Annotated in this window: 20 protein-coding genes and 1 rRNA gene; 11 read left to right on the top strand and 10 right to left on the bottom strand. The window is 62.6% G+C overall.

Annotation, left to right across the window (positions count from 1 at the left end):
• Nucleotides 1-244: 244 nt before the first annotated feature.
• Nucleotides 245-1198: a LysR family transcriptional regulator gene (locus ACB031_RS16065; protein ID WP_371139952.1), complete on the bottom strand. Its 954-nt coding sequence runs from the start codon at nt 1196-1198 to the stop codon at nt 245-247.
• A 153-nt stretch (nt 1199-1351) separates the two neighbouring features.
• Here ACB031_RS16065 and aguA point away from each other — a divergent pair, with 153 nt between their 5' ends.
• Nucleotides 1352-2449: an agmatine deiminase gene (aguA, locus tag ACB031_RS16060; RefSeq protein ID WP_371139891.1), complete on the top strand. Its 1098-nt coding sequence runs from the start codon at nt 1352-1354 to the stop codon at nt 2447-2449.
• Nucleotides 2450-2718: 269 nt separating this feature from the next.
• On the top strand, nt 2719-4422 hold the full coding sequence (locus tag ACB031_RS16055) for an amidase (protein WP_371139890.1): 1704 nt from the start codon (nt 2719-2721) through the stop codon (nt 4420-4422).
• Between the two features lie 320 nt (nt 4423-4742).
• Here ACB031_RS16055 and ACB031_RS16050 read toward each other — a convergent pair whose 3' ends face one another.
• A complete protein-coding gene (locus tag ACB031_RS16050) occupies nt 4743-5600 on the bottom strand; it encodes a hypothetical protein (protein ID WP_371139889.1) in 858 nt (285 codons plus the stop codon).
• 655 nt (nt 5601-6255) lie between these two features.
• On the opposite strand from ACB031_RS16050, the gene ACB031_RS16045 reads away from it, so the two are divergent.
• On the top strand, nt 6256-7017 hold the full coding sequence (locus ACB031_RS16045; protein WP_258119843.1) for a CphA family subclass B2 metallo-beta-lactamase: 762 nt from the start codon (nt 6256-6258) through the stop codon (nt 7015-7017).
• A 164-nt stretch (nt 7018-7181) separates the two neighbouring features.
• The gene (locus ACB031_RS16040) at nt 7182-8474 is read left to right on the top strand and encodes a membrane protein (protein ID WP_019839892.1); all 1293 of its coding nucleotides are present in this window, start codon (nt 7182-7184) and stop codon (nt 8472-8474) included.
• Nucleotides 8475-8553: 79 nt separating this feature from the next.
• On the opposite strand, the gene ACB031_RS16035 is transcribed toward ACB031_RS16040, so the two are convergent.
• The 5 genes from ACB031_RS16035 to ACB031_RS16015 form a co-directional block, all read right to left on the bottom strand.
• Nucleotides 8554-8985 carry a carboxymuconolactone decarboxylase family protein gene (locus ACB031_RS16035; RefSeq protein ID WP_019839891.1) on the bottom strand — a complete coding sequence of 144 codons (432 nt, stop codon included), beginning with the start codon at nt 8983-8985 and terminating at the stop codon, nt 8554-8556.
• On the bottom strand, nt 8982-9623 hold the full coding sequence (locus ACB031_RS16030; protein ID WP_017780216.1) for an FMN-dependent NADH-azoreductase: 642 nt from the start codon (nt 9621-9623) through the stop codon (nt 8982-8984). Before ACB031_RS16030 ends, ACB031_RS16035 begins: the two co-directional genes overlap by 4 nt.
• Entirely contained in the window at nt 9620-10054 is a 435-nt protein-coding gene (locus ACB031_RS16025; RefSeq protein ID WP_252602072.1) for a GNAT family N-acetyltransferase, read from the bottom strand. Before ACB031_RS16025 ends, ACB031_RS16030 begins: the two co-directional genes overlap by 4 nt.
• A gap of 126 nt (nt 10055-10180) precedes the next feature.
• The gene (locus ACB031_RS16020) at nt 10181-11425 is read right to left on the bottom strand and encodes a DEAD/DEAH box helicase (RefSeq protein ID WP_371139888.1); all 1245 of its coding nucleotides are present in this window, start codon (nt 11423-11425) and stop codon (nt 10181-10183) included.
• A 102-nt stretch (nt 11426-11527) separates the two neighbouring features.
• Nucleotides 11528-12397 (bottom strand): LysR family transcriptional regulator, encoded by an 870-nt coding sequence (locus ACB031_RS16015; RefSeq protein ID WP_371139887.1) that lies wholly within the window; start codon nt 12395-12397, stop codon nt 11528-11530.
• A 219-nt stretch (nt 12398-12616) separates the two neighbouring features.
• On the opposite strand from ACB031_RS16015, the gene ACB031_RS16010 reads away from it, so the two are divergent.
• Nucleotides 12617-13849, top strand: coding sequence for an MFS transporter (locus tag ACB031_RS16010; protein ID WP_371139886.1), 1233 nt, complete (start codon nt 12617-12619; stop codon nt 13847-13849).
• 6 nt (nt 13850-13855) lie between these two features.
• Here the strand turns inward: ACB031_RS16010 and ACB031_RS16005 are convergent, their stop codons facing one another.
• Nucleotides 13856-14311 (bottom strand): hypothetical protein, encoded by a 456-nt coding sequence (locus tag ACB031_RS16005; protein WP_371139885.1) that lies wholly within the window; start codon nt 14309-14311, stop codon nt 13856-13858.
• Nucleotides 14312-14481: 170 nt separating this feature from the next.
• Here ACB031_RS16005 and ACB031_RS16000 point away from each other — a divergent pair, with 170 nt between their 5' ends.
• The gene (locus tag ACB031_RS16000) at nt 14482-15390 is read left to right on the top strand and encodes an S-adenosyl-l-methionine hydroxide adenosyltransferase family protein (RefSeq protein WP_126881148.1); all 909 of its coding nucleotides are present in this window, start codon (nt 14482-14484) and stop codon (nt 15388-15390) included.
• A 192-nt stretch (nt 15391-15582) separates the two neighbouring features.
• Nucleotides 15583-18633 carry a cytochrome c peroxidase gene (locus ACB031_RS15995; RefSeq protein ID WP_371139884.1) on the top strand — a complete coding sequence of 1017 codons (3051 nt, stop codon included), beginning with the start codon at nt 15583-15585 and terminating at the stop codon, nt 18631-18633.
• 70 nt (nt 18634-18703) lie between these two features.
• Here the strand turns inward: ACB031_RS15995 and ACB031_RS15990 are convergent, their stop codons facing one another.
• A complete protein-coding gene (locus tag ACB031_RS15990) occupies nt 18704-18997 on the bottom strand; it encodes a hypothetical protein (RefSeq protein WP_005309011.1) in 294 nt (97 codons plus the stop codon).
• Nucleotides 18998-19141: 144 nt separating this feature from the next.
• Complete coding sequence (locus ACB031_RS15985; RefSeq protein ID WP_005309014.1) at nt 19142-19702, bottom strand: carbonic anhydrase; 561 nt, start codon at nt 19700-19702, stop codon at nt 19142-19144.
• 230 nt (nt 19703-19932) lie between these two features.
• On the opposite strand from ACB031_RS15985, the gene ACB031_RS15980 reads away from it, so the two are divergent.
• The 4 genes from ACB031_RS15980 to ACB031_RS15965 all read left to right on the top strand — a co-directional run.
• On the top strand, nt 19933-20580 hold the full coding sequence (locus tag ACB031_RS15980; protein ID WP_019839879.1) for a ribonuclease: 648 nt from the start codon (nt 19933-19935) through the stop codon (nt 20578-20580).
• A 68-nt stretch (nt 20581-20648) separates the two neighbouring features.
• Nucleotides 20649-20933: a Pathogenicity locus gene (locus ACB031_RS15975; protein ID WP_017781082.1), complete on the top strand. Its 285-nt coding sequence runs from the start codon at nt 20649-20651 to the stop codon at nt 20931-20933.
• Nucleotides 20930-21988 (top strand): nitronate monooxygenase, encoded by a 1059-nt coding sequence (locus ACB031_RS15970; RefSeq protein ID WP_279484852.1) that lies wholly within the window; start codon nt 20930-20932, stop codon nt 21986-21988. The genes ACB031_RS15975 and ACB031_RS15970 overlap by 4 nt, the downstream gene beginning before the upstream one ends.
• 492 nt (nt 21989-22480) lie before the next feature.
• Nucleotides 22481-22578: ribosomal RNA gene (locus tag ACB031_RS15965) — 16S ribosomal RNA — on the top strand; the annotation flags it as partial.

The following is a 22578-nucleotide window of genomic DNA, read 5'->3' as shown; positions in this document are numbered from 1 at the left end:
CCCCGGCAGACAGGTTGTCAGCCATGCTACCAGTGGCGCAGGAGCAGCCCCCTTCTCCCCTTGCGGGAGAAGGGTTGGGGATGAGGGGGAGGCCACACCCAGCCGGGTTACTCCGGCTTCACCAGCTCCTTCACCAGATGCTTGAGCCACACCAGAGCGGGTTGTTGCACGTAGCCAGGTCTGGCTCCCTTCTCCCCTTGCGGGAGAAGGGTTGGGGATGAGGGGGAGGCCACACCCAGCTGGGTTACTCCGGATTAACCAGCTCTTTCATCAGATTCTTGAGCCACACCAGGGCCGGTTGCTGCGCATGCACCGGATGCCAGACGCAGTTGAGGTGATAATCCGGCACGTCTTCGGGCAGCGGCAGGCTTTTCAGCGGCCAGTGGCTGGCGAGCAGCTCGGCCACCATGCTGGGCAGCACCAGCAGGTGATCGCTTTGGCTGACGATGGCGGCGGCGGACATATAGCTCTGGCTGTTGACCGAGATGGTGCGGCTGAAGCCCAACGTCTTCAGATAGCGATCCAGGCTCGCCTCCGAGGTACCAAGGGGCGAGTGGAACACGTGGGGCATCTCGATCAGCTGCGACAAGCTGATGCGCTCGGCCTGCAGCGTCGGGTCATCCCCACTCTCTGCGAGCGCCGGGGCGGCCATCGGCAGGTCGGCGCGCACCAGCCCGGCCAGCGGCTCGGTGAGCCAGGTCTCCTTGCCGAGGTACCCAGGCACCTGCATGTATTCGTCAAAGCCGAGCACCAGATCGATTTCGCCGCTCGCCAGCTCGGCTTCGGGCAGGGTGTCGCGCAGGATGCGGATCTCGATGGTGACTCCGGGCGCCAGCCGTTTGAGACGCTGGATAAGCGGCGGGATCAGCACGCACTCCACGTAATCCGTGGTGCAGAGCACGAAGCGGCGCTTCGACTGGCTCGGTTCGAACACCTCCTCGTCGCTGAGCTGCTGCTCCAGCAGCCGCAGCGCCTGCTGCACCCCCAGGTGCAGCCGCTGGGCGCGCGGGGTCGGCAGCATCCCCTGCGGGGTGCGCACCAAGAGCGGATCGCCAAAGAAGGTGCGCAGACGATTGAGCGCATGGCTCATGGCAGGCTGGCTGATAAAGAGGGTTTCGGCGGCGCGGGTGACGCTGCCCTGCGCCATCAGGGCGTCAAAGGCGAGCAGCAGGTTGAGGTCGAGCTGGTGCAGTTTCATCAAGATTATTTGCCAGGCTTATGGGACAATCCATCCTATTCATTTGATGGATGTGAGCGCAACTTCTTACACTGCGACCACTGTTATTTTTCCAGGATCCCCGCGCCACGTTTTGGTGCCAACGGGGTCTCAATCCATGCAAGGAGCCTTGCGATGAGCATCAAGACCATGAACACCACGCCGGCCGCTGACGGCTTCACCATGCCCGCCGAGTGGGCACACCAGCAGGCCGTCTGGATGATCTGGCCGTTTCGCCCGGACAACTGGCGTGAGGCCGGTCGCTTCGCGCAAGCCACCTTCGCCAAGGTGGCGGATGCCATCGGGCAAGCCACCCCGGTCTTTATGGGGGTGCCGGCTCGGTTTATGGAGCAGGCTCGCGCCATCATGCCCGCCCATGTCACCCTGGTCGAAATGAACAGCGATGACTGCTGGGCCCGCGACAGCGGCCCCACCATCGTCACCAACGCGGCCGGCGAGTGCCGTGGGGTGGATTGGGGCTTCAACGCCTGGGGCGGCCACAAGGGCGGTCTCTACTACCCGTGGGATCAAGACGAGCAAGTGGCGGCCCAGATGCTGGCACAGCACGGCATGGCCCGTTACGACGCGCCGCTGATCCTGGAAGGGGGCTCCATCCACGTCGACGGCGAAGGCACCTGCCTGACCACCGCTGAGTGCCTGCTCAACGAAAACCGCAACCCGCACCTGAGCAAAGAGCAGATCGAATCTCACCTGCGCGACTATCTGGGCGTGAAGAGCTTTATCTGGCTGGACGAGGGCGTCTACATGGACGAGACCGACGGCCACATCGACAACATGTGCTGCTTCGTGCGTCCGGGTGAAGTGGCCCTGCACTGGACTGACGACCAGAACGACCCCCAGTACGAGCGCTCCGTGGCCGCCCTCAAGGTGCTGGAAGCGGCGGTCGACGCCAAGGGTCGCAAGCTGAAAGTGTGGAAGCTGCCTCAGCCGGGCCCGCTGTTCTGCACCCAGGAAGAGTCTGCCGGCGTCGAGAGCGGCACCGGTGTGCCGCGCGAGGCAGAAGGCCGTCTGGCCGGCTCCTACGTGAACTTCCTCATCACCAACGATCGCATCGTCTACCCGCTGCTGGATGCTGCCACCGATGGCGAAGCCCAGCGCATTCTGGAAGAGATCTTCCCGGAGCATAAGGTCGTCGGCGTACCGGCCCGCGAGATCCTGCTGGGCGGTGGCAATATCCACTGCATTACTCAACAAATCCCCTCAGGGAAATAAGAACCGGATGACGATCCTGCTGCGAGGCCGTGATCAAGGCTCATGTGCTGCTCGCTTATGTGAAACCGAGGGCTCACGTATGTTTATACGCTCCGGTTTCTGCGCTGCTCTTCACCTTGCTGACGGCCTCTCGCGACGGGTCGTAAACCGGTTCCGGTGAGTATTCAAAACCCCACGCCGTGGGGTTTTATCTCTTGATGACATGATGGTCGCAGGCGCTGATGCGGCGATCATCATGACAAAAAGTCACCCTTTTACAGGAGATCAAAATGATCGAAGTGACCGAGGTTTCCATTGCCGAGCTGCGCGGTGCGCTCGAAGCAGGCCGCACTACAGCGGTCGAACTGGTCAAGGCCTATCTGGCCCGGATCGAGGCCTACAACGGCCCCGAGACCGCAACCAAACTCAACGCCCTCGTGGTGCCCAATCCCGATGCGCTGAAAGAGGCGCAGGCGTCCGATGCTCGCCGCGCCCGTGGTGAAACCCTGGGGCCGCTCGACGGCATCCCCTACACCGCCAAAGACAGCTATCTGGTCAAGGGGCTGACCGCCGCCTCCGGCAGCCCGGCCTTCAAGGATCTGGTGGCCCAGCGCGATGCCTTTACCGTTGAGCGGCTGCGCGCCGCCGGTGCCATCTGCCTTGGCAAAACCAATATGCCGCCGATGGCCAATGGCGGCATGCAGCGCGGCGTCTATGGCCGTGCCGAGAGCCCCTACAACGCCGACTACCTGACCGCGCCGTTTGCCTCCGGCTCCTCCAACGGCGCCGGCACCGCCACCGCCGCCAGCTTCTCCGCCTTCGGTCTCGCCGAAGAGACCTGGTCGAGCGGCCGTGGCCCTGCCTCCAACAACGGCCTGTGTGCCTACACCCCGTCCCGTGGCGTCATCTCGGTGCGCGGCAACTGGCCGCTGACTCCGACCATGGATGTGGTGGTGCCGTACGCCCGCACCATGAACGATCTCTTGGAAGTGCTGGATGTAGTGGTCGCCGACGATGCCGATACCCGTGGTGATCTGTGGCGCCTGCAGCCCTGGGTGCAGCTGCCCAAAGCCTCCGAGGTGCGTCCGGCGTCCTATCTGGATCTGGCTGCCAAGCCTGATGCCCTCAAGGGCAAGCGCCTCGGCGTGCCGCGCATGTTTATCAACAAGGATGAACTGGCCGGCACCAGCGATAACCCCGGCATCGGTGGCCCGACCGGTCAACGCATCCATACCCGCGAGGCCGTGATTGCGCTGTGGGAGCAGGCCTGTCAGGCGCTGGAAGCCGCGGGCGCCGAGGTCATCGAAGTGGACTTCCCGCTGGTCTCCAACTGCGAAGGGGACCGACCCGGTGCGCCGACCGTGTTCAATCGCGGCATCGTGAGCCCGGAGTTTCTCAACGACGAGCTGTGGGAACTCTCCGGCTGGGCGTTTGACGACTTCCTGCGTGCCAACGGCGATCCCAAACTCAACAAGCTGGCCGATGTCGATGGGCCGAAGATCTTCCCCCACGATCCGGGCACCCTGCCGAACCGCGAGGGCGATCTGGCGGCGGGCATGGACGAGTACGTCAATATGGCCAAGCGCGGCCTCAAGCGCTTTGACGAGATTGCCTCGGTGCCAGACGGCCTGCGTGGGCTGGAGAAGACCCGCAAGCTGGATCTGGAGGACTGGATGGACGGGCTCAAGCTCGACGCCGTGCTGTTCCCGACCGTCGCCGACGTCGCCCCGGCTGATGCGGATGTGAATCCGGCCTCCGCCGATATCGCCTGGAGCAACGGCATCTGGGTTGCCAACGGCAACCTCGCCATTCGCCACCTCGGCGTGCCGACCGTCACCGTCCCCATGGGCATCATGGCCGATATCGGTATGCCGGTGGGTCTGACCTTCGCCGGTCGCGCCTATGACGACAACAACCTGCTGCGCTTCGCCTCGGCCTTCGAGTCCACCGGCAGCAAGCGTATGGTGCCGCCACGGACGCCGCCGTTGGCTTGATTTGTGTGGTGAGTTAAATCTCTCTGGTTTATCCGAAGATAATGAAAAAACCACCCGTTATACGGGTGGTTTTTTATTTCCAATGCTGGTTGCCCCCGGTGTTTACCACCATCTAATCTACTAGTACATCGATGACTACCTCTGCTTTATATCCTCACTGTTCATGAAGCTCTGCATATAGTGCTTGACAGGAAATTCTTCTGAATAGCTGCGATTGTAACGGTATTGTCTAATAGACATCTGACTAAGTATTTATTGATGACATAATGTGATGTTTTATTGTGGCGGCTAGGGAAATATCAAAGGACTTGTTTGTCGATCTATCTTATGTGGTTTTTACTATATTTGTTAGGGCTTATCTTTTTCAGTTTGCTGTAAAGGTCAGCCAACTCAAATTCATTGTTTTCTCTAAGTAATTTTATTGTGCTTTCATTTTTTACGATATCAATCATGTTATTATAGCGTTCCCTCATCCAAGAGTATTTTACTCTTATATCAGCTTTGCTTGGGTGACTTGAGCCCATTAATCCCTTCCGGATAATATTCGCCAGATTTTCTATGTAATCAGGGAAGTCATAATCAGGGTCATCTAGTTCAGACTGTGCTTTGAAAAAGTAATCTATATAATACATGCCGTCAGAATCTTGTTCCAATAGCGCCTGAACATATTCTTGTTCTTGGTTAGGTGTGTGATGATAACTCTTGTTTTCTATTCCCGCATCAATAACTGAGCTCTCTAAGATAACTCTTGGATACATCGCAGCCTTTGATTCTAAAGTATATGCTTCGACTAGAGCTGGACCAAATAAGTAGTGGTCAGTATGAATAAATTTCCCTATAGTCACAGCACCTCGGCAAAGCATACCTCTTGCTATTAATCTCATTATCAACCACTTTATCTCTAGTAATGTGAAAAATACTTCGCTAGGTTGGTTTATCTCGAAGGAAATAACAAGGCAATCAGAGAAAATAGAAACCTTTTTTGTATCGTAAGATTTAGTGTCCAAATAAATCGATTTTTTATCTAGATCCCATATATCCCTAATGGCATTGTAGGCAGAAATAACCATGTTAATTGCTTCTTCGTCATCATTGCCATTTTTATCGATAGTGTCGTTAAGTAAAGACTTGAAGCCAAGTATATCAATGAAAGCGACTATTCGTTGTTCATATAACATTGTTTCACCGAAATGTGTGTTGAAGGGGTATAAGCTTGGTTAAGTTAATGACGCATAAGTTACTTTATTGGTCATAACATGTATTTCGCCACTTGACAGTAAAGGCGGACCCACTTTGGTATTGGCAATCTAATTACTATCATAACGGTCTTTGTTGTGGAAGTAAGTATTATAAAAAATACGACCTAGCTCAATAACGGCTTTAGATTCGACTAGTGGGACGTAATCGGATGTTCGCGATGTGATTGATTTCCAGAGGGCCATCTAAGTTAGGCGGTCTACGAAGCCCAATATTTATCGCATATTAGTGTTTGTCTTCCCTCATCCCCGACCCTTCTCCCGCGAGGGGAGAAGGGAGCAAATATGCGCCTCTGATTTGGTCTGGCAACCGGGTTTGGAACTGGCACGGACCATCCCCTCTCCTTCGGGAGAGGGCCAGGGTAAGGGGTCGCTATCTGTGTTGTCGGTTCGAATAGCGAAGCGTATTCGGACTTTCGCAAATAGGAGGCCGCTACCGATTTCCCCCAGACTTCACCTTCTCTTCACACAACCTCATTTTCCCCTCACAAATCCCCCGTATTTTCTGCCCACTGATAAATGGGCCCGGCTTGTCACAGGGGTGGCGAGGGGGCGATTGGCGCGAGGGAGCAATATGATGAAAGGTTGGATAAAGTGCGGGTTGGCCGGGGCCCTGGTGCTGGTGGCGAGTTTCTGGGGTGGCAGCGTGCGGGCGGCAGGGATATCGCTGACGCAGGTGAGCGGCCCTGTCTATATGGTGGAGGACAACTACTACGTGCAGGAAAATTCCATGGTCTATTTCGGGGCCAAGGGCGTGACTGTGGTGGGGGCGACCTGGACGCCGGATACCGCCCGCGAGCTGCACAAGCTGATCAAACGGGTCAGCCGCAAGCCGGTGCTGGAGGTGATCAACACCAACTACCACACCGACCGGGCAGGCGGTAACGCCTACTGGAAGTCCATCGGGGCCAAGGTGGTATCGACCCGTCAGACCCGGGACCTGATGAAGAGCGACTGGGCCGAAATCGTGGCCTTTACCCGCAAGGGGCTGCCGGAGTACCCGGACTTGCCGCTGGTGTTGCCCAACGTGGTGCACGATGGCGACTTCACGCTGCAAGAGGGCAAGCTGCGCGCCTTCTACGCGGGCCCGGCCCACACCCCGGACGGCATCTTTGTCTACTTCCCTGACGAGCAGGTGCTCTATGGCAACTGCATCCTCAAGGAGAAGCTGGGCAACCTGAGCTTTGCCGATGTGAAGGCCTATCCGCAGACCCTTGAGCGGCTCAAGGCGATGAAGCTGCCGATCAAGACGGTGGTGGGCGGTCACGACTCGCCGCTGCACGGACCTGAGCTTATCGATCACTACGAGGCGCTGATCAAGGCAGTACCCCAGTCATAAGCTGGCGCGGCGGCAGCCGGAGGGCGCGCTGGGCGCACTAAAGAAGGCGCCCCGACCGGGCGTTTCTGGCAGGGGGACGCCCTTGTCCCCTGTTTCGGGCTGTTCAAGGGCGGCCCCCTTTCATAAGATGGGCCTCTCTTCATGCAGTTAGCGGGCCTTTCGTGATGCACGCAATTCAAGACGAACAACCCGATTCACTTGGCCGCCTCAAGCAGGCGTTCACCACCGGCATGTGGGCGTCCCTGGCCAGCATCATCATCGGCTTCGCCTTCAAGGTGTGGCTGGCGCAGTGGGTGGCCAAGGGGGATCTGGCGCTGTTCAACAGCGTGGTGGATTTGATCTCGCTGTCCCTCATCCTGATGACCGGCTTTCGCTCCTCCATGGTGGTGAGCTACTCCCAGACCAGGAACGATCGGGACATCATCAATATCTTCCGCTACTTCCTCATCGGCATGGTGCTGTTCACCTGGGGGCTGGTGATCCCCTACATCAAGCACGGGCTCCATATCCGGGCCGAATATCTGCAACTGGTGGGGGTCATCTTCGGGCTGGGGCTCAAGGTCTACTTCACCAATCTGGTGGCCATGTACCGGATGTACGGGATCTCCAACCGGGTCACCTGGCTGGAGCCGCTGGCCAACGGTCTGCTGTTTATGGCCTGTTATTTCGCACTTGGTCTGGATGCGCTCTCTTCGCTCTTCTACGGGCTGACCTTCTCCTCGCTCGCCATCGCCGGCTACATGTATCTGCACCGGCGTAGGGCCATCGCCACCCGGCCGCTGGCCAGGGTCGAGCTTGGCCCCGAGATGCGCAGCTATGTGAAGAAGAGCTTTACCGCGTCCCTCGAGGCGGGGGCCAGCATCCTGATGATCTACATCACGGTACTGCTCACCATTCGCCACTTCAGCCTCGACGAGCTGGGGGATTTTCAGGTGGTGGTGCGCCCTATTTTTACCTACATGACCACCCTGTTCGTTTTCCCCATCTACCGCTTCGTGCTGCCTGAGCTGGCGGTCAATCTGCGCAGCGGCGATCACCGCCAGATCCGCCTGATCCGGCGCTGGATCTTCCGCCTCAGCGCCATCGTCAGTCTGGTGTTCTTCCTGGTGATGCTGCTGGCGGGCAAGCCGCTGGTGTCGCTGCTGTTCCCGGCCGACTATCTGGGGGCCGTGCCGGTGCTGCTGCACTTCTCCCTCTTCTTCATCTTCATGATGCTCAACGGCTACCAGCTTGCCTACATCAAGGCCCACGGCCACTTTACCCAGAGCCTGCTGATCCGCGCGGTGGGTATAGTGGCGCTGGTGGCGGCCTACTACCTGGTGGCCCGCTTCACCACCAACGTGGTGGCCATTATCGTGGCGCTGGGCCTCGGTTATCTGGTGATGTTCGTGCTCTCCACCCTGGCCGAGCAGCGCATCCTGCGGGCCCTGCCGCCCGTGCTGGCCAGCCACGGGTAGCCGCCGGCCAGCCAATAAAAAACGCCCGCTTGGGCGTTTTTTATTGGGTCGCGAATACAGGCTAAGCGCCGTCTGCGGGTTACAGCAGCATGCCAACGGCCAGCCGGTTGAAGGCATTCATCAGGGCGGCCGCCAGGGTCAGGTCCGAGATCTCGCGATCGGAAAAATGGGACTTGAGCGGTGCGTAGCGCTCGTCCGGTGCGCCTACCTCATGGACATAAGTGAGCGTCTCGGCCCAGGCCAGGGCGGCGCGCTCGCGTTCGCTGAACAGGCTGCTGACCCGCCATCCCGCCAGACAATCGAGTTTTTGCTGCGACACCTCGCACTCGCGCAGCGCCTTGGCGTGCATCCCTAGGCAGAAGGCGCAGCCGTTGATCTGCGAGATGCGCAGATAGACCAGCTCCAGCAAGGGGGCACCGAGGGGGCCTGAGGCCAGGGCGTCGCTGGTGGCGCGCAGCCCTTGATAGGCCTCGGCTGACAGGGTGGAAAAGGGAAGTCTTGGCTGAGTCATGGCAGTACTCCAAGGTGGTGTGGATCGGCAAGCCGGCTAAACAGGGGCTGCTGCGCCAGCAGCGCGCGGTTGGTGTCGATGGTCTGGCGCACAGCCTCGTCACCGAACACCAGTCCCTGCAGATAGAAGAAATGGATGTTGAACAGCCCCAGGGTGTTGAGCGCGTGGCGCAGGTAGGGGGTCAGGAAATCGGGTTGCCCGGCTCGCGGGCCCTGATGAAAGCCGCCAGATCCCACCAGGACGTAGACGGGGCGGTCGGCCAGCAGCCCCAGCTTGCCCTCGGCACTCGACTGGAAGGTGCGATGGATGCGCAGCACATAGTCAATCCACAGCTTGAGGGCGGCCGGCAGGGTGAAGTTGTGCAGCGGGGTGGCGATAAGCAGGGCATCGCTCTGCTCCAGCTCCCGGATCAGCGTCTCGGAGAGGGCCAGCTCGGGGGCGTCAAAGGGGGTGGCCGTGGTCAGCGCCTGCACATAGGCCTGGCTCAGGGCCGGCAGGGGGTCAGTGCCAACAGGGCGTTCGACCAGCGCGAGGGCCGGGTGCGCTTGCCGCAGACAGGCCACCAGATCCAGCGCCAACCGGTTGGCGTGAGAGGCAGCTCCCTGGGCGCTGGCATTGATCAGCAGTACCTGGTTCATGGGCGCAGATCCTCGCAAAAGTGCATCCCGCGGGAGAGCAACCCGCAGCGAAAGTAGAAGCGCTGGGCCAGCGCATTGTGCAGGCCGGTATCGAGCACCAGGTGATCGCACCCCAGCCGCAGGGCTTCGGCGCGCACGGCGTCCAGAAGCTGCGCCCCCAGGCCGCTGCGCTGCAGGTCGGGACTGACGACGAGGTCATCGATATAGACAAAGCGCCCGTAGATGAGGTTCTCCTGCAGGCGATAGCCGGCCAGGCCGACGATGCGTTCGGCGTCCCGTGCACCCAGCAGGTGATAGCCTTGTTGTGCCTGCCTGGTGAGCTGCGCCACATAGCGCTCCGGGCAGCTGAGGTGGGGGCGCAGCTGCTGCATCAGGGCGAAGCTGGCGGCAAAGGCCGCGTCGTCGTCGAGGGGGTGGAGAGTGTGTGCCACATCTGGTGTCCATGCTGGGGTGATGAGGCACTGTATGCCCGTCATGGACCCGCTCACAGGGCCAAAAACGGTGTAAATGAGTAGGCCATGTGGCCATGCGGAGGGAGCCTGGGCTCCCTCACCGGATCAGCGGCGGGCCTTGCTCTTGTTGCCAGCGAGCGCCTGCTTTCGGGCGCGCTGCTTCTGGGCCGCCTTGCTGCTGCGGCGCGGCTCGGGCTCGAAGCGGGTGAGATCCGGCTCAAAGCCCGGGAACCACTGCTGGGGCAGGCGGGTGTCCAGCACGGCCTCCACCTTCTCCAGCAGCGGCGCATCTTCAGGGCTGAACAGGGTGATGGCGAGCCCCTTGTTGCCGGCGCGGCCGGTACGGCCGATGCGGTGCACGTAATCCTCTGCCACAAACGGGAATTCCATATTGATCACGTAGTTGAGATCCGTGATATCGAGGCCGCGGGCCGCTACGTCGGTGGCTACCAGCGCCTGCAGGGTGCCGGCGCGAAACTCCAGCAGCACCTTCTCCCGCGCCCCTTGTGACAGGTCACCGTGGAAGGCCAGCGCGTTGATGCCCGCTTTGCCGAGCTGCTGGGCCAGCTTGTCGGCCCCCTGGCGGGTGCGGCTGAAGATCAGGGCTGGCGCCCAGCCCTTCACCTTGAGCATGTGTTCGACCAGCGCCAGCTTGCGATCGCTGTCCACCGTATAGACCCGCTGCTCCACCTCGGCCGCCGTGGTGTTGCGCGGGGCCACTTCGATAAGTGCCGGGTCACGCAACAACACCTTGCTCAAGGCAAACAGGTTGTCGTCGCAGGTGGCCGAAAACAGCAGGGTCTGGCGATCGGCCGGGATTTGCTTCAGCAGCGCCTTTATCTCGTCCATAAAGCCCATGTCGAGCATGCGATCTGCCTCGTCAAACACCAGATGGCGCAGCGCGGCCAGACTCAGCGCCCCCTGGCGCAGATGGTCGAGCAGGCGGCCAGGGGTGGCGATCAGGATATCCATGCCGTTTTTCAATGCCTCCACCTGAGCTGCGATACTCACCCCGCCGTAGACCAGCGTGCTGGTGAGGTCGGTACCCTTGGCGTAGCGCGTAACGCTCTCATGCACCTGCACCGCCAGCTCGCGGGTCGGCACCAGCACCAGGGCGCGGATGGGGCGGGCATCGCTCGTCGGGTGTTGCAGCAACTGCTCCAGCAGCGGCAGCACGAAGGCGGCGGTCTTGCCGGTGCCGGTCTGGGCGCCCGCCATCAGATCGCGCCCCGCCAGAATGAGCGGGATGGCGCTGGCCTGCACCGGAGTCGGCGCAGCGTAGCCAAGCTCGGTCAGGGTCTGCAGCAAGCGGGGAGAGAGCGCCAGATCGGCGAAAGAGGCAATGGACATAAGGGTACCCGTCGGGATGGGCGCGGCCACGCCGCGCTGGAAACAGTCTTGATGGCTGGCATGGTAACAGATGCGGGGCCGCGGGCAGAAGGCGCCGCCGGCTCAGCGGCAGTGAAACACCTCCTCCAGCGCATCCACCACGGCGCGCACCCGGCTGGCTTTTTGCAGGTCGGGGTGGAGCACCAGCCAGATGTCGACCGGATCGCACAGGGTAGGCAGCACGCGTACCAGTTCTGGCTCTTTGTCTGCCAGAAAGGTGGAGAGCAGGGCGATGCCGAGCCCCTGGCGAGCTGCCGCCAGCAACAGCAACTGGGCGTTGCACTGTAGCACCACGTTGGGTTCGTGCAGCGGCTCCTCGCACAGGCTGTGCCAGTGGCGGGAGACCAGCTCCCTGGCAAACAGCAGCAGGGCGTGCTGGCTGAGGCCGTGGCCGCTCTTGGGTGTGCCGTGGCGGGCCAGATAGTCGCGGGAGGCGTAGAGCCCCATCTCTATGGTGGTTAGGCGCTTGATCACCAGCTCGTCGTTGTCCGGGCGCAGCCCGCGGATGGCGAGATCGGCCTCCCGGTAGGCGATGTCGCTGACGCTGACCGCTGTCTGCAGGCTGAGTCGGATGCCGGGGTGGCGTTCGCGCAGCAGGGTGAGGGCGGGCAAAACGAAGGCCTGGGCCAGGGTATCGGTGGTGGCGATGCGCACCTCGCCGCACAGGCTTTGGTCACCGGCGCTTGCCTTGCGTTCGATGGCCTTGATGGCCTGCTCCATGGCGCTGGCATCCGCCAGCATGGCCTCGCCGAGGGGGCTGAGATCATAGAGCTTGGGGGTACGGATAAAGAGCTTGGAGCCGAGGTTCTGCTCCAGCGCAGTGATGCGGCGCCCCACGGTGGCCTGATCGACCCCCAGTACGCCGGCAGCGCCGCGCAGGGTGCCCTGCCGTGCCAGTGCCAGAAAAAACCGCGCGTCGTCCCAGTTGATCATCGAGCCTCCCGTTTGTCAGCCCCTGTTGGAGCTTGCTCATTAGAAGCCAGCGCTGGCGGGATCACAAGGCAAGAGTACCCTTGTCGACATGCAGATAGATGCCACTGACATGCATTATTGAAGCAGGCTGATGCATTTGTGTCGCTGTCGAGGGGCGGCGGCGGGCGTTATCATGGCGCCTCTCGTCAGCGGCCTTGCCCGCCCTCATCGGAGCCTTGCATGTCATCATCCCTCTGTGCCGCCGCCCCCTCTGCGGCGGCTACCTCCCATCGCGCCATCCTGCTGTTTCTGCCGCTGGCGCTGATGTCGGCGCTGCTCAACAGCAGCGTGCCCACCCCCCTCTATCCCCACTATCAGCAGGCGCTGGCCCTGAGCGATGTCAGCCTCACCCTCATCTATGGCGGCTATGCGGGCGGGGTGCTGATCTCCCTGTTCGGGGTGGGCAATCTGGCGGGCAGGGTGAGCGATCTGCGCGCCATGATCCTGCCGGCCCTGCTGGCGGTACTGGGGGGCGCCCTGCTGTTCTCTCTGGCGGACTCTTTCTGGTCGCTATTGCTGGCGCGGGTGCTGGCCGGGATCGGCACCGGCGCCCTGACCGGCGCCGCCAACGTGGCCCTGCTGCGCTTCGGCCCACGCGATGGCGGCAAGCGGGCCGCCCTCAGCGCGACCCTCTCCTTCACCGCCGGGTTGGCGCTCGGTCCGGTGTTCAGCGGGTTAGCGCTGCAGCTGGAGTGCTATCCGACCCAACTGCCCTTCCTGCTCATCATGGGACTGGCGGCCTGCGCCATGGCGGGGGTGGCATTGAGCTGGCCCGCCCGCGCGCAAGGGGCGCCGGCTGCGGCAACGCATCAGGGCAGGGGATCGCTGGGGGAGGGGCTCAAGGCCACCGGGGCGGCCTTTTTCATCTGTGCACTGGCGCTGTTTACCGCCTGGGCGGTGGCGGCCAGCCTGCTGGCCATCGGCCCCAAGGTGGCGAGCCAGCTGCTGGGGCTGCGGGATCTTGGCCTGTTCGGCTATCTCATCGCGGCCTACATGGTGCTCTCCGGCCTTTGCCAGCTCTGGGCCCGTCGGCTCGATGCCCGTCACACCCTGCAAAGCGGCGCCCTGGCGCTGGCGATCTGCATGCTGCTGTTTGCTGGCGCCGTGCATGCCCAGTCGTGGTGGCTGGCGGTGCTCGGCTTGCTGGTGGCCGGTTACGCCCAGGGGGCGGTGTTCGTCGGCAGTGCGACCCTGGTCAACCGCATCGCGCCAGCTGCCAGCCACGCTCGGTTGGTGTCGCTCTTCTACGTGATCGCCTATGTGGCGAACTGGGTGCCTGTGCTGCTGGGCTGGGTTAGCGATGGAGCCGGCGTGCAGGCGGCGGTGGATCTGCTCACCGTCGGCAGCGTGCTGATCAGCCTGGGGTTGGCCTGGACGGCCTGGCGCACCCGCTTCGAGCCGGCTGCCGGCTAGCGTGACTCAGTCGGCCAGTACTACTCGCTCGGCCGACAGATGGTGCATCCATTCGCGCAGGATCAGCAGCGCGGCGGCAAAGCGCCGGGTTTTGGGCAGGTTGGCGGCAGCCAGCGGGTCACCCTCCACCATGGCGGCAAACTGGCCGAACAGCTGCTCCAGGCTCTCCCGGCTCAGTTCACGACTGCCGAGCACCTCGGCCAGCGGCAACGGCGCCTGCAGGGTCACCACCTCATGGGGTGGTACCTCGGCGGCCAGCGGCATCAGCACGTCCTCCACCACCATGATGGCCTGCTCCAACTCCAGCGCGCTCGGTGGATCCCGGCGAAACGGGCCCGGCGTCATGGCCTCGAGGCCGAAGCCCAAGTCGCGGGTAAAGCGGGTGCCGTCGGCCCGGGTCAGCTGCAGCTGGCTGCTGTGCTCCCCCAGGTTGAGCAGGATGGCTGTCTGGTTGCGGCTCATGGGCTCTCCTTGTAGCGGTCGCGACTCAGCCCTATCCATACACCCGCCGCGACCGGCTGGCGAGGGCTTTCGGCGCCCCCCATCCGGGGAATACGACTTGCAATATGTGGTAGTGATGGCATTCTGGATGTCTAGATGGTTATTTTGTCGTTGCCTTCAGGAGTTCAGATATGGATATTCGTACCGCCCCCCGCGCGCTTGCGCTCGCCCTGTTGCTGGCCAGCGGCCTGGCCACCGCCAACGAGGCACTGGTGATCCAGACCGACTTCGGTCTCAAGGATGGTGCCGTCTCGGCCATGAAGGGGGTCGCCTTCGGAGTGGATCGCACCCTGCCGCTCTATGACCTGACCCACGAGATCCCGGCCTACAACATCTGGGAAGCTTCCTACCGCCTCTATCAGACTCTGCAGTACTGGCCCAAGGGGACAGTGTTCGTCAGCGTGGTGGATCCGGGGGTCGGTACCGATCGCAAGTCGGTGGTGCTCAAGACCAAGAGCGGCCACTACATCGTCAGCCCGGACAATGGCACCCTGACTCTGGTGGCGGAGCACTTCGGCATCGATACCGTGCGCCAGATCGACGAGAAGACCAACCGCCTCAAGGGCTCCGAGAAGTCCTACACCTTCCACGGCCGCGACGTCTACGCCTACACCGGCGCCCGGCTCGCCTCCGGTGCCATCAGCTATGAGCAGGTGGGGCCCAGGCTGCCGGCCGAGGTGGTGAAGATCCCCTATCAGCCGGCAGTGGCCGAGCAGGACGGCACTCTCAGGGGCACCATTCCGATCCTGGACGTGCAGTACGGCAACGTCTGGACCAACATCGACGACAGCCTGCTGACCAAGGCGGGGATCAACAAGGGTGACAACGCCTGCATCAAGATCAGCGAAGGGGATGCGCTGAAGTACGAGGGCAAGGCCCCCTATGTCAGCAGCTTTGGGGATGTGCCGGAAGGTCAGCCGCTGGTCTACCTCAACAGCCTGCTGCAGGTGTCGGTGGCGCTGAACATGGACAGCTTCGCCGCCCAACATCAGGTGCAATCCGGCGCCAACTGGCATATCAGCCTGAAGAAGTGCTCCTGATCGCGAGCTGAAGTTGCCGGGTGACCGGTACACGGAGATAAAGAGGGCAGGCATCGACGGATGCCTGCCTCTTGTCATGGCGTCCGAGGCAGGATGGTTGTTGTCAAAACACATATTTGCAAGGCGATATTGATAATGATTGTCATTTGACTGGATAATCGCCGACTCCTCAGACCACTCACCCTTTGCCCGATGAAAACCAGCCTCTTACTGGTCAGCCTGCTGATCCTGACCGCCTGCAATGACAACCATAGCCAGGCGCCCGTTCCCTCTGTGCCGGTGGTGACACCGCCCGTGGTAGAGCCGCCGGTAGAACCTCCGGTGGTGACGCCACCCACAGAGCCGCCGGTTGAGCCGGTACCGACCCATACCCGCAGCGAGTTGACCGTGCGGCTCGATGTGACGACCCGTCTGGGGCAGGGGGCCACCCTGCTGCTGCGCCAGGCCGCTACCGGCATCGCGGTGAGCGGAGAGCTGGGGCAGGAGAGCCCCCTGGTCATGACGCTGCCGGCCGGTTTGCTGCTGGATCAGCCGCTGGAGCTGGTGGGGAGCGACGGCAGCTATATTCTGCGCGCCGCGACGGCCCGGGTGGCCGATCTCGGCGCCACGGCCTTGTCGGCCCGCCGCGCTGACGTGCCTTCCTTGCGACTGGATGAAGAGGAGACAGCGCTGTTCCTGCTGGCCGACCGCAATGGGGACGGAACCCTCGATCAGAGCGAGTGGGGGCAACTGGCACAGATCCGTCTGCAACAGCAGCCGCTCATCCAGGACTATGCAACCCTGTTGCTGGCCCAGCGCCAGCCGGGGGCCGAGCTCAACTATCCGGACAGCTGGCAGATGCTGCTGGCCCTGCGTGCCGATCAGGGGGAACGCAGCTGGTATCGGCGCAGCAACAGCGGCCCCATCGAGGCGGCGAGGCGGCTGCTCTATCCCGCCCAACCCAGCCAGCCCGACGAGCCGGAGACGGCCGAGCTGCTGCGCCTTGATGAGCAGGGCCGGCTGACGAGCGGCACTGACTGGCGTTGCCTGCACGATGTGCGCAACCCCGCCGGGGTCAAGGGCAGCCAGTACTGGTTGCACGCCAGCGGCAGCAGTGCGTTGCCGCAGGCCAGCCGTGCCGGGCTGGGGGTGGTGCCGACCGGCTGCGGACGCAGTGACTGGCGACTGCCTGGCCTGGCCGAATTCGAACGGCTGCTGGCGGCGGACAAGCAGAGTTGGCGCTACCCCCACACCTTTGCCCTGGCTGTGCCGACCCGGATCTGGCTGCAGGACGGCGCCGGCCGCCCCGCTCTTTACCAGCCCGCCACGGGCAGCTGGCTCGAGGAGGGGGAGGGCAGCGTGATCTGGTATGCGCTGGCGCCCTATCCGGTACGCCCTTCGGTCGTCCGTGACGACAGCATGCCCGACATGGCCGCCCTGCGCGCCCAGTATGCCGGCCCTGCCGCCCAATGGCCGGCGGCCAGGGTTGATGAGGGGGTCGAGTGGCAGGAGCTGGGGCCGCTGCCGGCGGTGCCCTTCCCGGCTGACAACCCTTACAGCCGGGCCAAGGTGGTGCTGGGTCAGCAACTGTTCTTCGACAAGCGGCTCTCCCGGGCGCAAGACATCAGCTGTGCCAGCTGCCACGATCCGCAAAAGGGGTGGAGCGACGGGCTGAGCGTCTCGGTGGGCCACCAGGGGCAGAAGGGGACCCGCAACGCCCCCTCCATCCTCAACAGTGCCTTCAGCAGCAGCCAGTTCTGGGATGGCCGGGTCGCCTCGCTGGAGGAACAGTCCTTGCACCCCATCCAGAACCCGGTAGAGATGGCGCTGGATCACGACGAACTGCTGGCGCGTCTGCAAGCCAGCCGCGACTATCCGGCGGCCTTTGCCGCGGCGTTCGGTGACGAGGCGATCAGCCTGGAGCGGATCGCCAAGGCGATCGCCACCTTCGAGCGCACCATCATCAGCCGCGACAGCGACTTCGAGCGCTTCGTCCAAGGCGACGGGCAGGCCCTAAGCGACAAGGCGCTGTGGGGGATGCATCTCTATCGCACCGATGGCCGCTGCATGAACTGCCACTCCGGGCCGCTGTTGAGCCAGTACCGGTTCGAGAGCGTGGGGCTGGCCTACTATGGCCGCAATCTGGAAGACCGCGGCCGTTTCCTGCACACCCGCCAAAAGGCAGACATGGGGCGCTTCAAGACCCCCAGCCTGCGGGATGTGGCATTTACCGCACCTTATATGCACAACGGGGTCTTCCCAATCCTGGCGCAGCGCATCGGCAGTTCCGTGCAGGGGGTGGTGGCCATGTACAACTTCGGGGTGACCAAGTGGAGCAGCGGGGTGGGCTTCCCGACCGGGGTTGCGCAGTACGATCCCTTCTTCCCGCAAGCCTCCGATCACCTGCATGCGCTCGGTCTCTCCAACGACGAGCTGGATGCCATCGGCGAGTTCCTGCGTAGCGTGTCTGCCGAGCCGAGGCGCACTCCGGCCACGGTCGCCGAGCTCGGATTGAGCGGGGTGGCTGACGAGGCGCCGGTGCCTGCCATCGTGATCGATCTGCAGGTGACGCCGGCAGCGCCCCGGTTGGAAGTGGGCCAGGCGCTGGCTTTGCAGGCCGAACTGCGGCTGAGCGATGGCACGCGCAATCCGGCGCAGGGCTCCTTGCAGTGGCGCAGCATGACGCCGGAGCGGGTCAGCGTCGACGGCGATGGGGTGCTGCGCGCTCTGGCGGTGGGGCCTGCCCGGGTGCAGGTGAGCACGGGCGAGCGGATGCTGGAACTGGCGGTGCAGGTGGTGGATGCCCAGCCCGATTTCAGCCAGGGTTGCCGTCATCCCGAGCTGGCGGCGGGCGAGCTGATCTTCGTCTGCCCCCTGACTCGCGCGGAAGCAGACCGGCTGGCGCTGGCCTACGACGGCAGCGCCAGGGATGAAGATGGGGATTACAACCCCTTTCCCCACGACTACGTGGTGATGAGCCAGGCGCGGGCTCGCGACTACTGTCAGCAGCTGGTGGCGCGTGGCCACGATGATTGGCGCCTGCCGGCGGTCAGGGAGCTGACGGCGCTGTTTGCCGCCTATCATCAGGTCGGTGAGGAGATGAAGCTGCTGACGGAGCAGGGCTGGCCGCTCTACAGCCGGCTCTGGAGCAGCGATGCCCCCAACGACGACGGGGAGGCCCCTCTGCTCGATCCGGGCAGCGGCGAGCTCATCACGGATCTGCCGCAAGAGGCTCACGGCGTCGCCTGCGTGCGGGCTCGCTAGAGGAATCCGAGGCAATGATCTCGACAAGGGCGCTGCGGCGCCCTTTTCATGGCCGGTTCTGCGGTGAGCCTTACTGCCCCTTGAGCGGGGCGGCTGCGGGTTGAAGCCGGATGGGCTGGGGTGGCAGCTCGCGGACGCTTACCACCACCTCATAGCGTTTGTCGGCTTCGGCCGGCGGAATGTTCTTGAACAGCGCCTGGGCGGTGGCCTGAGGATCCTGGCCCAGCTTGCTGGCGTGATAGAGGGGGGCGGGTAACGCCGGCGGGCGCACGTCGGGACGACCGGCTGGCGGGGCTGGCAGTTCGCAGGCCTGGGCCGACAGGCTGGCAAGCAGCAGAGTGAGTGCGAGGGGGTAACGTGACATGGGATGACTCCATCCAGGGAAGATGGCCCATCAAACGCCAGGCGGGCCGCTAGCTCAACGGCTTTTACGCTCCGTTTTCACCCTCTTTACAGTCATGACAACGGGCGCCTGGGCGCCCGTTGTGGATCCTGGCAACCGCGGGACTCAGAACTCGTTGGAGAGCGCCTTGTACCCCTTGACCAGATCGATGTTGGTGTGGGCCACGTCCTCGGAGAACTCGGCGGCATCCACCGACACCCGCGGGATGTGGTCCAGATCGCTCTGCTGGTTGATGCGGGTGGTGGAGGGGACGTAGAACTCCGGCGGCAGATCGCAGCCGTCCACCACCGAGTTGTGGCGCACCACGGCGCCGTCACCTATGTGGCAGTTGAACAGCACGCTGTTGAAGCCGATGAACACCCGGTTACCCACTTCGCACGGGCCGTGGACTATGCTGCGGTGGGCGATGGAGGTGTACTCGCCGATGGTGACCGCCGCGCCGGACTTGGAGTGGATGACGACCCCGTCCTGAATGTTGGAGTTGGCGCCGATGACGATGGGCTCCATGTCGCCGCTGGCATCCACCTCGTCGGCGCGGATCACCGCATAGGGGCCGACAAACACGTTCTCCTTGATGATCACCTTGCCACAGATGATGGCTGTCTTGTCGATATAGGCTGACTCGTCGATGACCGGCAGATGGCCGGAGGGATTCTTGCGGATCATGTTACATCCTGTTGAAGAGGAAAGCGGACGGGAAACAGGCCGGACGTGCGGGCCCGCCGGAGAGTCAGCTTACGCCTCGGTGCCGGGAGGGGAAACCCTTTACTGGTCTGACCCCGACATTGGCCGGCGCCCCGGCAGGGTGTTCCCTTTGGGCAAAATATGGGAGCATGGCCGTTCCCGAGGGCGAAACGGCCCGCTCGACACTATTTGCATAACCCTGGATACCCAAGATGAAGAAGATTGTTGTGCTGCTCGGCATGCTGCTGGCCCCCTGGTTCTCCTCTGCCGTTCAGGCCAAAGGGGAGGCCGGCGAGTTTGACTATTACGCCATGGCGCTCTCCTGGTCACCGGAGCACTGCGCCATCAAGCCGGCCGACCGGGACCAATGTTCCCGCCAGCTGGGATTCGTGCTGCACGGGCTCTGGCCCCAGTATCAGCGCGGCTACCCGAGCAGTTGTACCCGCGAGCGGCTGGATCCGGCGATGGAGCAGCAGTTTGCCGGCCTCTATCCCAGCCGCTTTCTCTATCGCCATGAGTGGGAGAAGCATGGCACCTGTTCCGGCCTGAGCCAGCGCGATTTTCATCAGCTGGCCAGCGACCTGCGCCAGAAAGTGAAGATCCCGGCCGCCTATCAGTCTCCCGCCGAGCCGCTGCGCAAGAGCCGCTTCCAGCTCAAGGCGGATCTGGCCAGTGCCAACGACTGGCTGGCCCCGGACAACATCACGGTGGCCTGCGCCGACGGTGGCCGCTTCCTGCGGGAGGTCTATATCTGCCTCAACAAGGAGGGGACCGATGCCGTCACCTGTTCCGACGAGATGCAAAAGCGCGAGTTGCGCTCCTGCGGTCAGCCGGACTTCCTGCTGCGCAGCGTACGTTGACCACTTGTCTTCATCAGGCCCCTCGCGGGCCTGATGTGCAATGAGGGTATGGGAAAGGAGTCTTATCAATGAAGAGCAAGCAAGGATTTTCGGGTGAAGAGCGGGCGCTGTTGCTCGGCGTGAAAGGGGTGGGGCCCACCGTCATCGGGCGGCTTGAACAGCTTGGCTACCACACTCTGGCGCAATTGGCCGCGGCCGACACCGGCCATATCGTGCAACTGGTGGCCAGCATGCTGGGCTCGACCTGCTGGCAGAACAGTCCGCAGGCCCGTGCGGCCATCGATGGGGCCATCGCGCTGGCGCGCAGCCAGGTCGGCGGCGTCACTCCCGAGCGGCAAGAGGCGACATCATGACGCTGTTTGCCAAACTGGGGCTGCGCTATCCCATCATTCAGGCCCCCATGGCCGGTGTGCAGGACAGCGCGCTGGCCCTGGCCGTGACCCGGGCCGGCGCTCTGGGCTCATTGCCCGCGGCCATGCTGAGCCTCGCCACCTTGCGCGAAGAGCTGACCCGGCTGGCGGCGAGCGGGGGCCCATTCAACATCAACTTCTTCTGCCACCGGCAGGAGGCGCCGGATCCCGCCGCCCAGGCCCGCTGGTTGCAGCGGCTGGCGCCCTACTATGATGAATACGGCGTGCGCGACACTGCCGGCACGGTAGCTCCCAGTCGGGCTCCGTTCAATGCCGAGCATGCCGCCATGGTGGCCGAGTTCAAACCGGTCGTGGTCAGTTTCCACTTCGGGCTGCCCGAGCCCGAATTGCTGGCCCGGGTGAAAACTAGCGGGGCCAAGATATTGGCCAGCGCCACCACGGTCGCAGAAGCCCACTGGCTCGCCGACCATGGCGCCGATGCCATCATTGCCCAGGGGCTGGAGGCCGGCGGCCATCGCGGCCATTTCCTCGAGGACGATCTCAGCCTGCAGCAGGGCACCTTTACCCTGTTGCCACAAATAGTCGAGGCGGTGAGGCTGCCGGTCATCGCCGCCGGCGGCATTGTCGATGGTGTCGGCATTCGCGCCGCACTGGCGCTGGGGGCCAGCGCAGTGCAGATGGGCACCTCTTTTCTCTGTTGCCATGAAGCCACCACCTCAGTCTTGCATCGGGCGGCGCTGCACTCGCCAGCAGGGCGACACACGGCGCTGACCAACCTGTTCAGTGGTCGCCCGGCCCGCGGCATCGTCAATCGCCTGATGCGAGAGTTGGGCCCGCTGTCCGAAGCCGTGCCTGCCTTTCCTCATGCCAGTGGCGCCCTGGCCGCACTGCGCAGTGCGGCCGAACAGCGGGGAGATGCAGGGTGCTCGCCGCTCTGGGCTGGCCAGAATGTCTCCGGTTGCCGTGACTGGCCGGCTGCCGAGCTGATCTCGCTTTGGGTAAAAGAAGCAGGGTTGGCTGACGTTATGCCTATATAGGAAGCCAAAGCAAGCGCTGGTTCGGGTGGGAGGTCAGAAAAGAGGGGGAGAAAAAGACTCGGATCCCCTGTTTTACTCGTTATCTGTGGATAAGTTTGTATAAAAGCTGTGCTTGGATATGAATAACTAAAAAAGTGCGCTTTTTTGCAATTTTATTGCAGGGGAGGGGTTGCCAGAACGAATTCACTCCCTATAATGCGCCTCCATCGACACGGCACGCGGCAACGCAAACAGCTAGGTCGGTGGCCTCGAAAAGCCTTTGAAAATAAGGCTTGACTCGAGAAAGCGGTTGAGTAGAATGCCACTCCCGCAGCAGCAAAAAGCTGCGTCGCTCTTTAACAATTTGAATCAAGCAATCTGTGTGGGCACTCACAGCATCGAGCATCAAAAACAATTTTTGATTTTCAATGTCTGATGAAGTGACCAAAGCAACGAAAGTTGCAGCAGTTAATTCAGCAATTCATTGAGCCGCCTTAATTGGCAACCAAACTTAAATTGAAGAGTTTGATCATGGCTCAGATTGAACGCTGGCGGCAGGCCTAACACATGCAAGTCGAGCGGCAGCGGGAAAGTAGCTTGCTACTTTTGCC

Source organism: Aeromonas sp. S8(2024) (genome assembly GCF_041403085.1).
GTDB lineage: Bacteria > Pseudomonadota > Gammaproteobacteria > Enterobacterales > Aeromonadaceae > Aeromonas > Aeromonas dhakensis.
The sequence above is the reverse complement of the archived record's forward strand: the minus strand, read 5'-3'. Positions and strand labels throughout refer to the sequence as shown.

Excerpts from the sequence above, each read along its gene's own strand:
- ACB031_RS16065 (WP_371139952.1), bottom strand. The coding sequence starts at position 1,198 with ATGAAACTGCACCAGCTCGACCTCAACCTGCTGCTCGCCTTTGACGCC.
- aguA (WP_371139891.1), top strand. The coding sequence starts at position 1,352 with ATGAGCATCAAGACCATGAACACCACGCCGGCCGCTGACGGCTTCACC.
- ACB031_RS16055 (WP_371139890.1), top strand. The coding sequence starts at position 2,719 with ATGATCGAAGTGACCGAGGTTTCCATTGCCGAGCTGCGCGGTGCGCTC.
- ACB031_RS16050 (WP_371139889.1), bottom strand. The coding sequence starts at position 5,600 with ATGTTATATGAACAACGAATAGTCGCTTTCATTGATATACTTGGCTTC.
- ACB031_RS16045 (WP_258119843.1), top strand. The coding sequence starts at position 6,256 with ATGAAAGGTTGGATAAAGTGCGGGTTGGCCGGGGCCCTGGTGCTGGTG.
- ACB031_RS16040 (WP_019839892.1), top strand. The coding sequence starts at position 7,182 with ATGCACGCAATTCAAGACGAACAACCCGATTCACTTGGCCGCCTCAAG.
- ACB031_RS16035 (WP_019839891.1), bottom strand. The coding sequence starts at position 8,985 with ATGACTCAGCCAAGACTTCCCTTTTCCACCCTGTCAGCCGAGGCCTAT.
- ACB031_RS16030 (WP_017780216.1), bottom strand. The coding sequence starts at position 9,623 with ATGAACCAGGTACTGCTGATCAATGCCAGCGCCCAGGGAGCTGCCTCT.
- ACB031_RS16020 (WP_371139888.1), bottom strand. The coding sequence starts at position 11,425 with ATGTCCATTGCCTCTTTCGCCGATCTGGCGCTCTCTCCCCGCTTGCTG.
- ACB031_RS16015 (WP_371139887.1), bottom strand. The coding sequence starts at position 12,397 with ATGATCAACTGGGACGACGCGCGGTTTTTTCTGGCACTGGCACGGCAG.
- ACB031_RS16010 (WP_371139886.1), top strand. The coding sequence starts at position 12,617 with ATGTCATCATCCCTCTGTGCCGCCGCCCCCTCTGCGGCGGCTACCTCC.
- ACB031_RS16005 (WP_371139885.1), bottom strand. The coding sequence starts at position 14,311 with ATGAGCCGCAACCAGACAGCCATCCTGCTCAACCTGGGGGAGCACAGC.
- ACB031_RS16000 (WP_126881148.1), top strand. The coding sequence starts at position 14,482 with ATGGATATTCGTACCGCCCCCCGCGCGCTTGCGCTCGCCCTGTTGCTG.
- ACB031_RS15995 (WP_371139884.1), top strand. The coding sequence starts at position 15,583 with ATGAAAACCAGCCTCTTACTGGTCAGCCTGCTGATCCTGACCGCCTGC.
- ACB031_RS15990 (WP_005309011.1), bottom strand. The coding sequence starts at position 18,997 with ATGTCACGTTACCCCCTCGCACTCACTCTGCTGCTTGCCAGCCTGTCG.
- ACB031_RS15985 (WP_005309014.1), bottom strand. The coding sequence starts at position 19,702 with ATGATCCGCAAGAATCCCTCCGGCCATCTGCCGGTCATCGACGAGTCA.
- ACB031_RS15980 (WP_019839879.1), top strand. The coding sequence starts at position 19,933 with ATGAAGAAGATTGTTGTGCTGCTCGGCATGCTGCTGGCCCCCTGGTTC.
- ACB031_RS15975 (WP_017781082.1), top strand. The coding sequence starts at position 20,649 with ATGAAGAGCAAGCAAGGATTTTCGGGTGAAGAGCGGGCGCTGTTGCTC.
- ACB031_RS15970 (WP_279484852.1), top strand. The coding sequence starts at position 20,930 with ATGACGCTGTTTGCCAAACTGGGGCTGCGCTATCCCATCATTCAGGCC.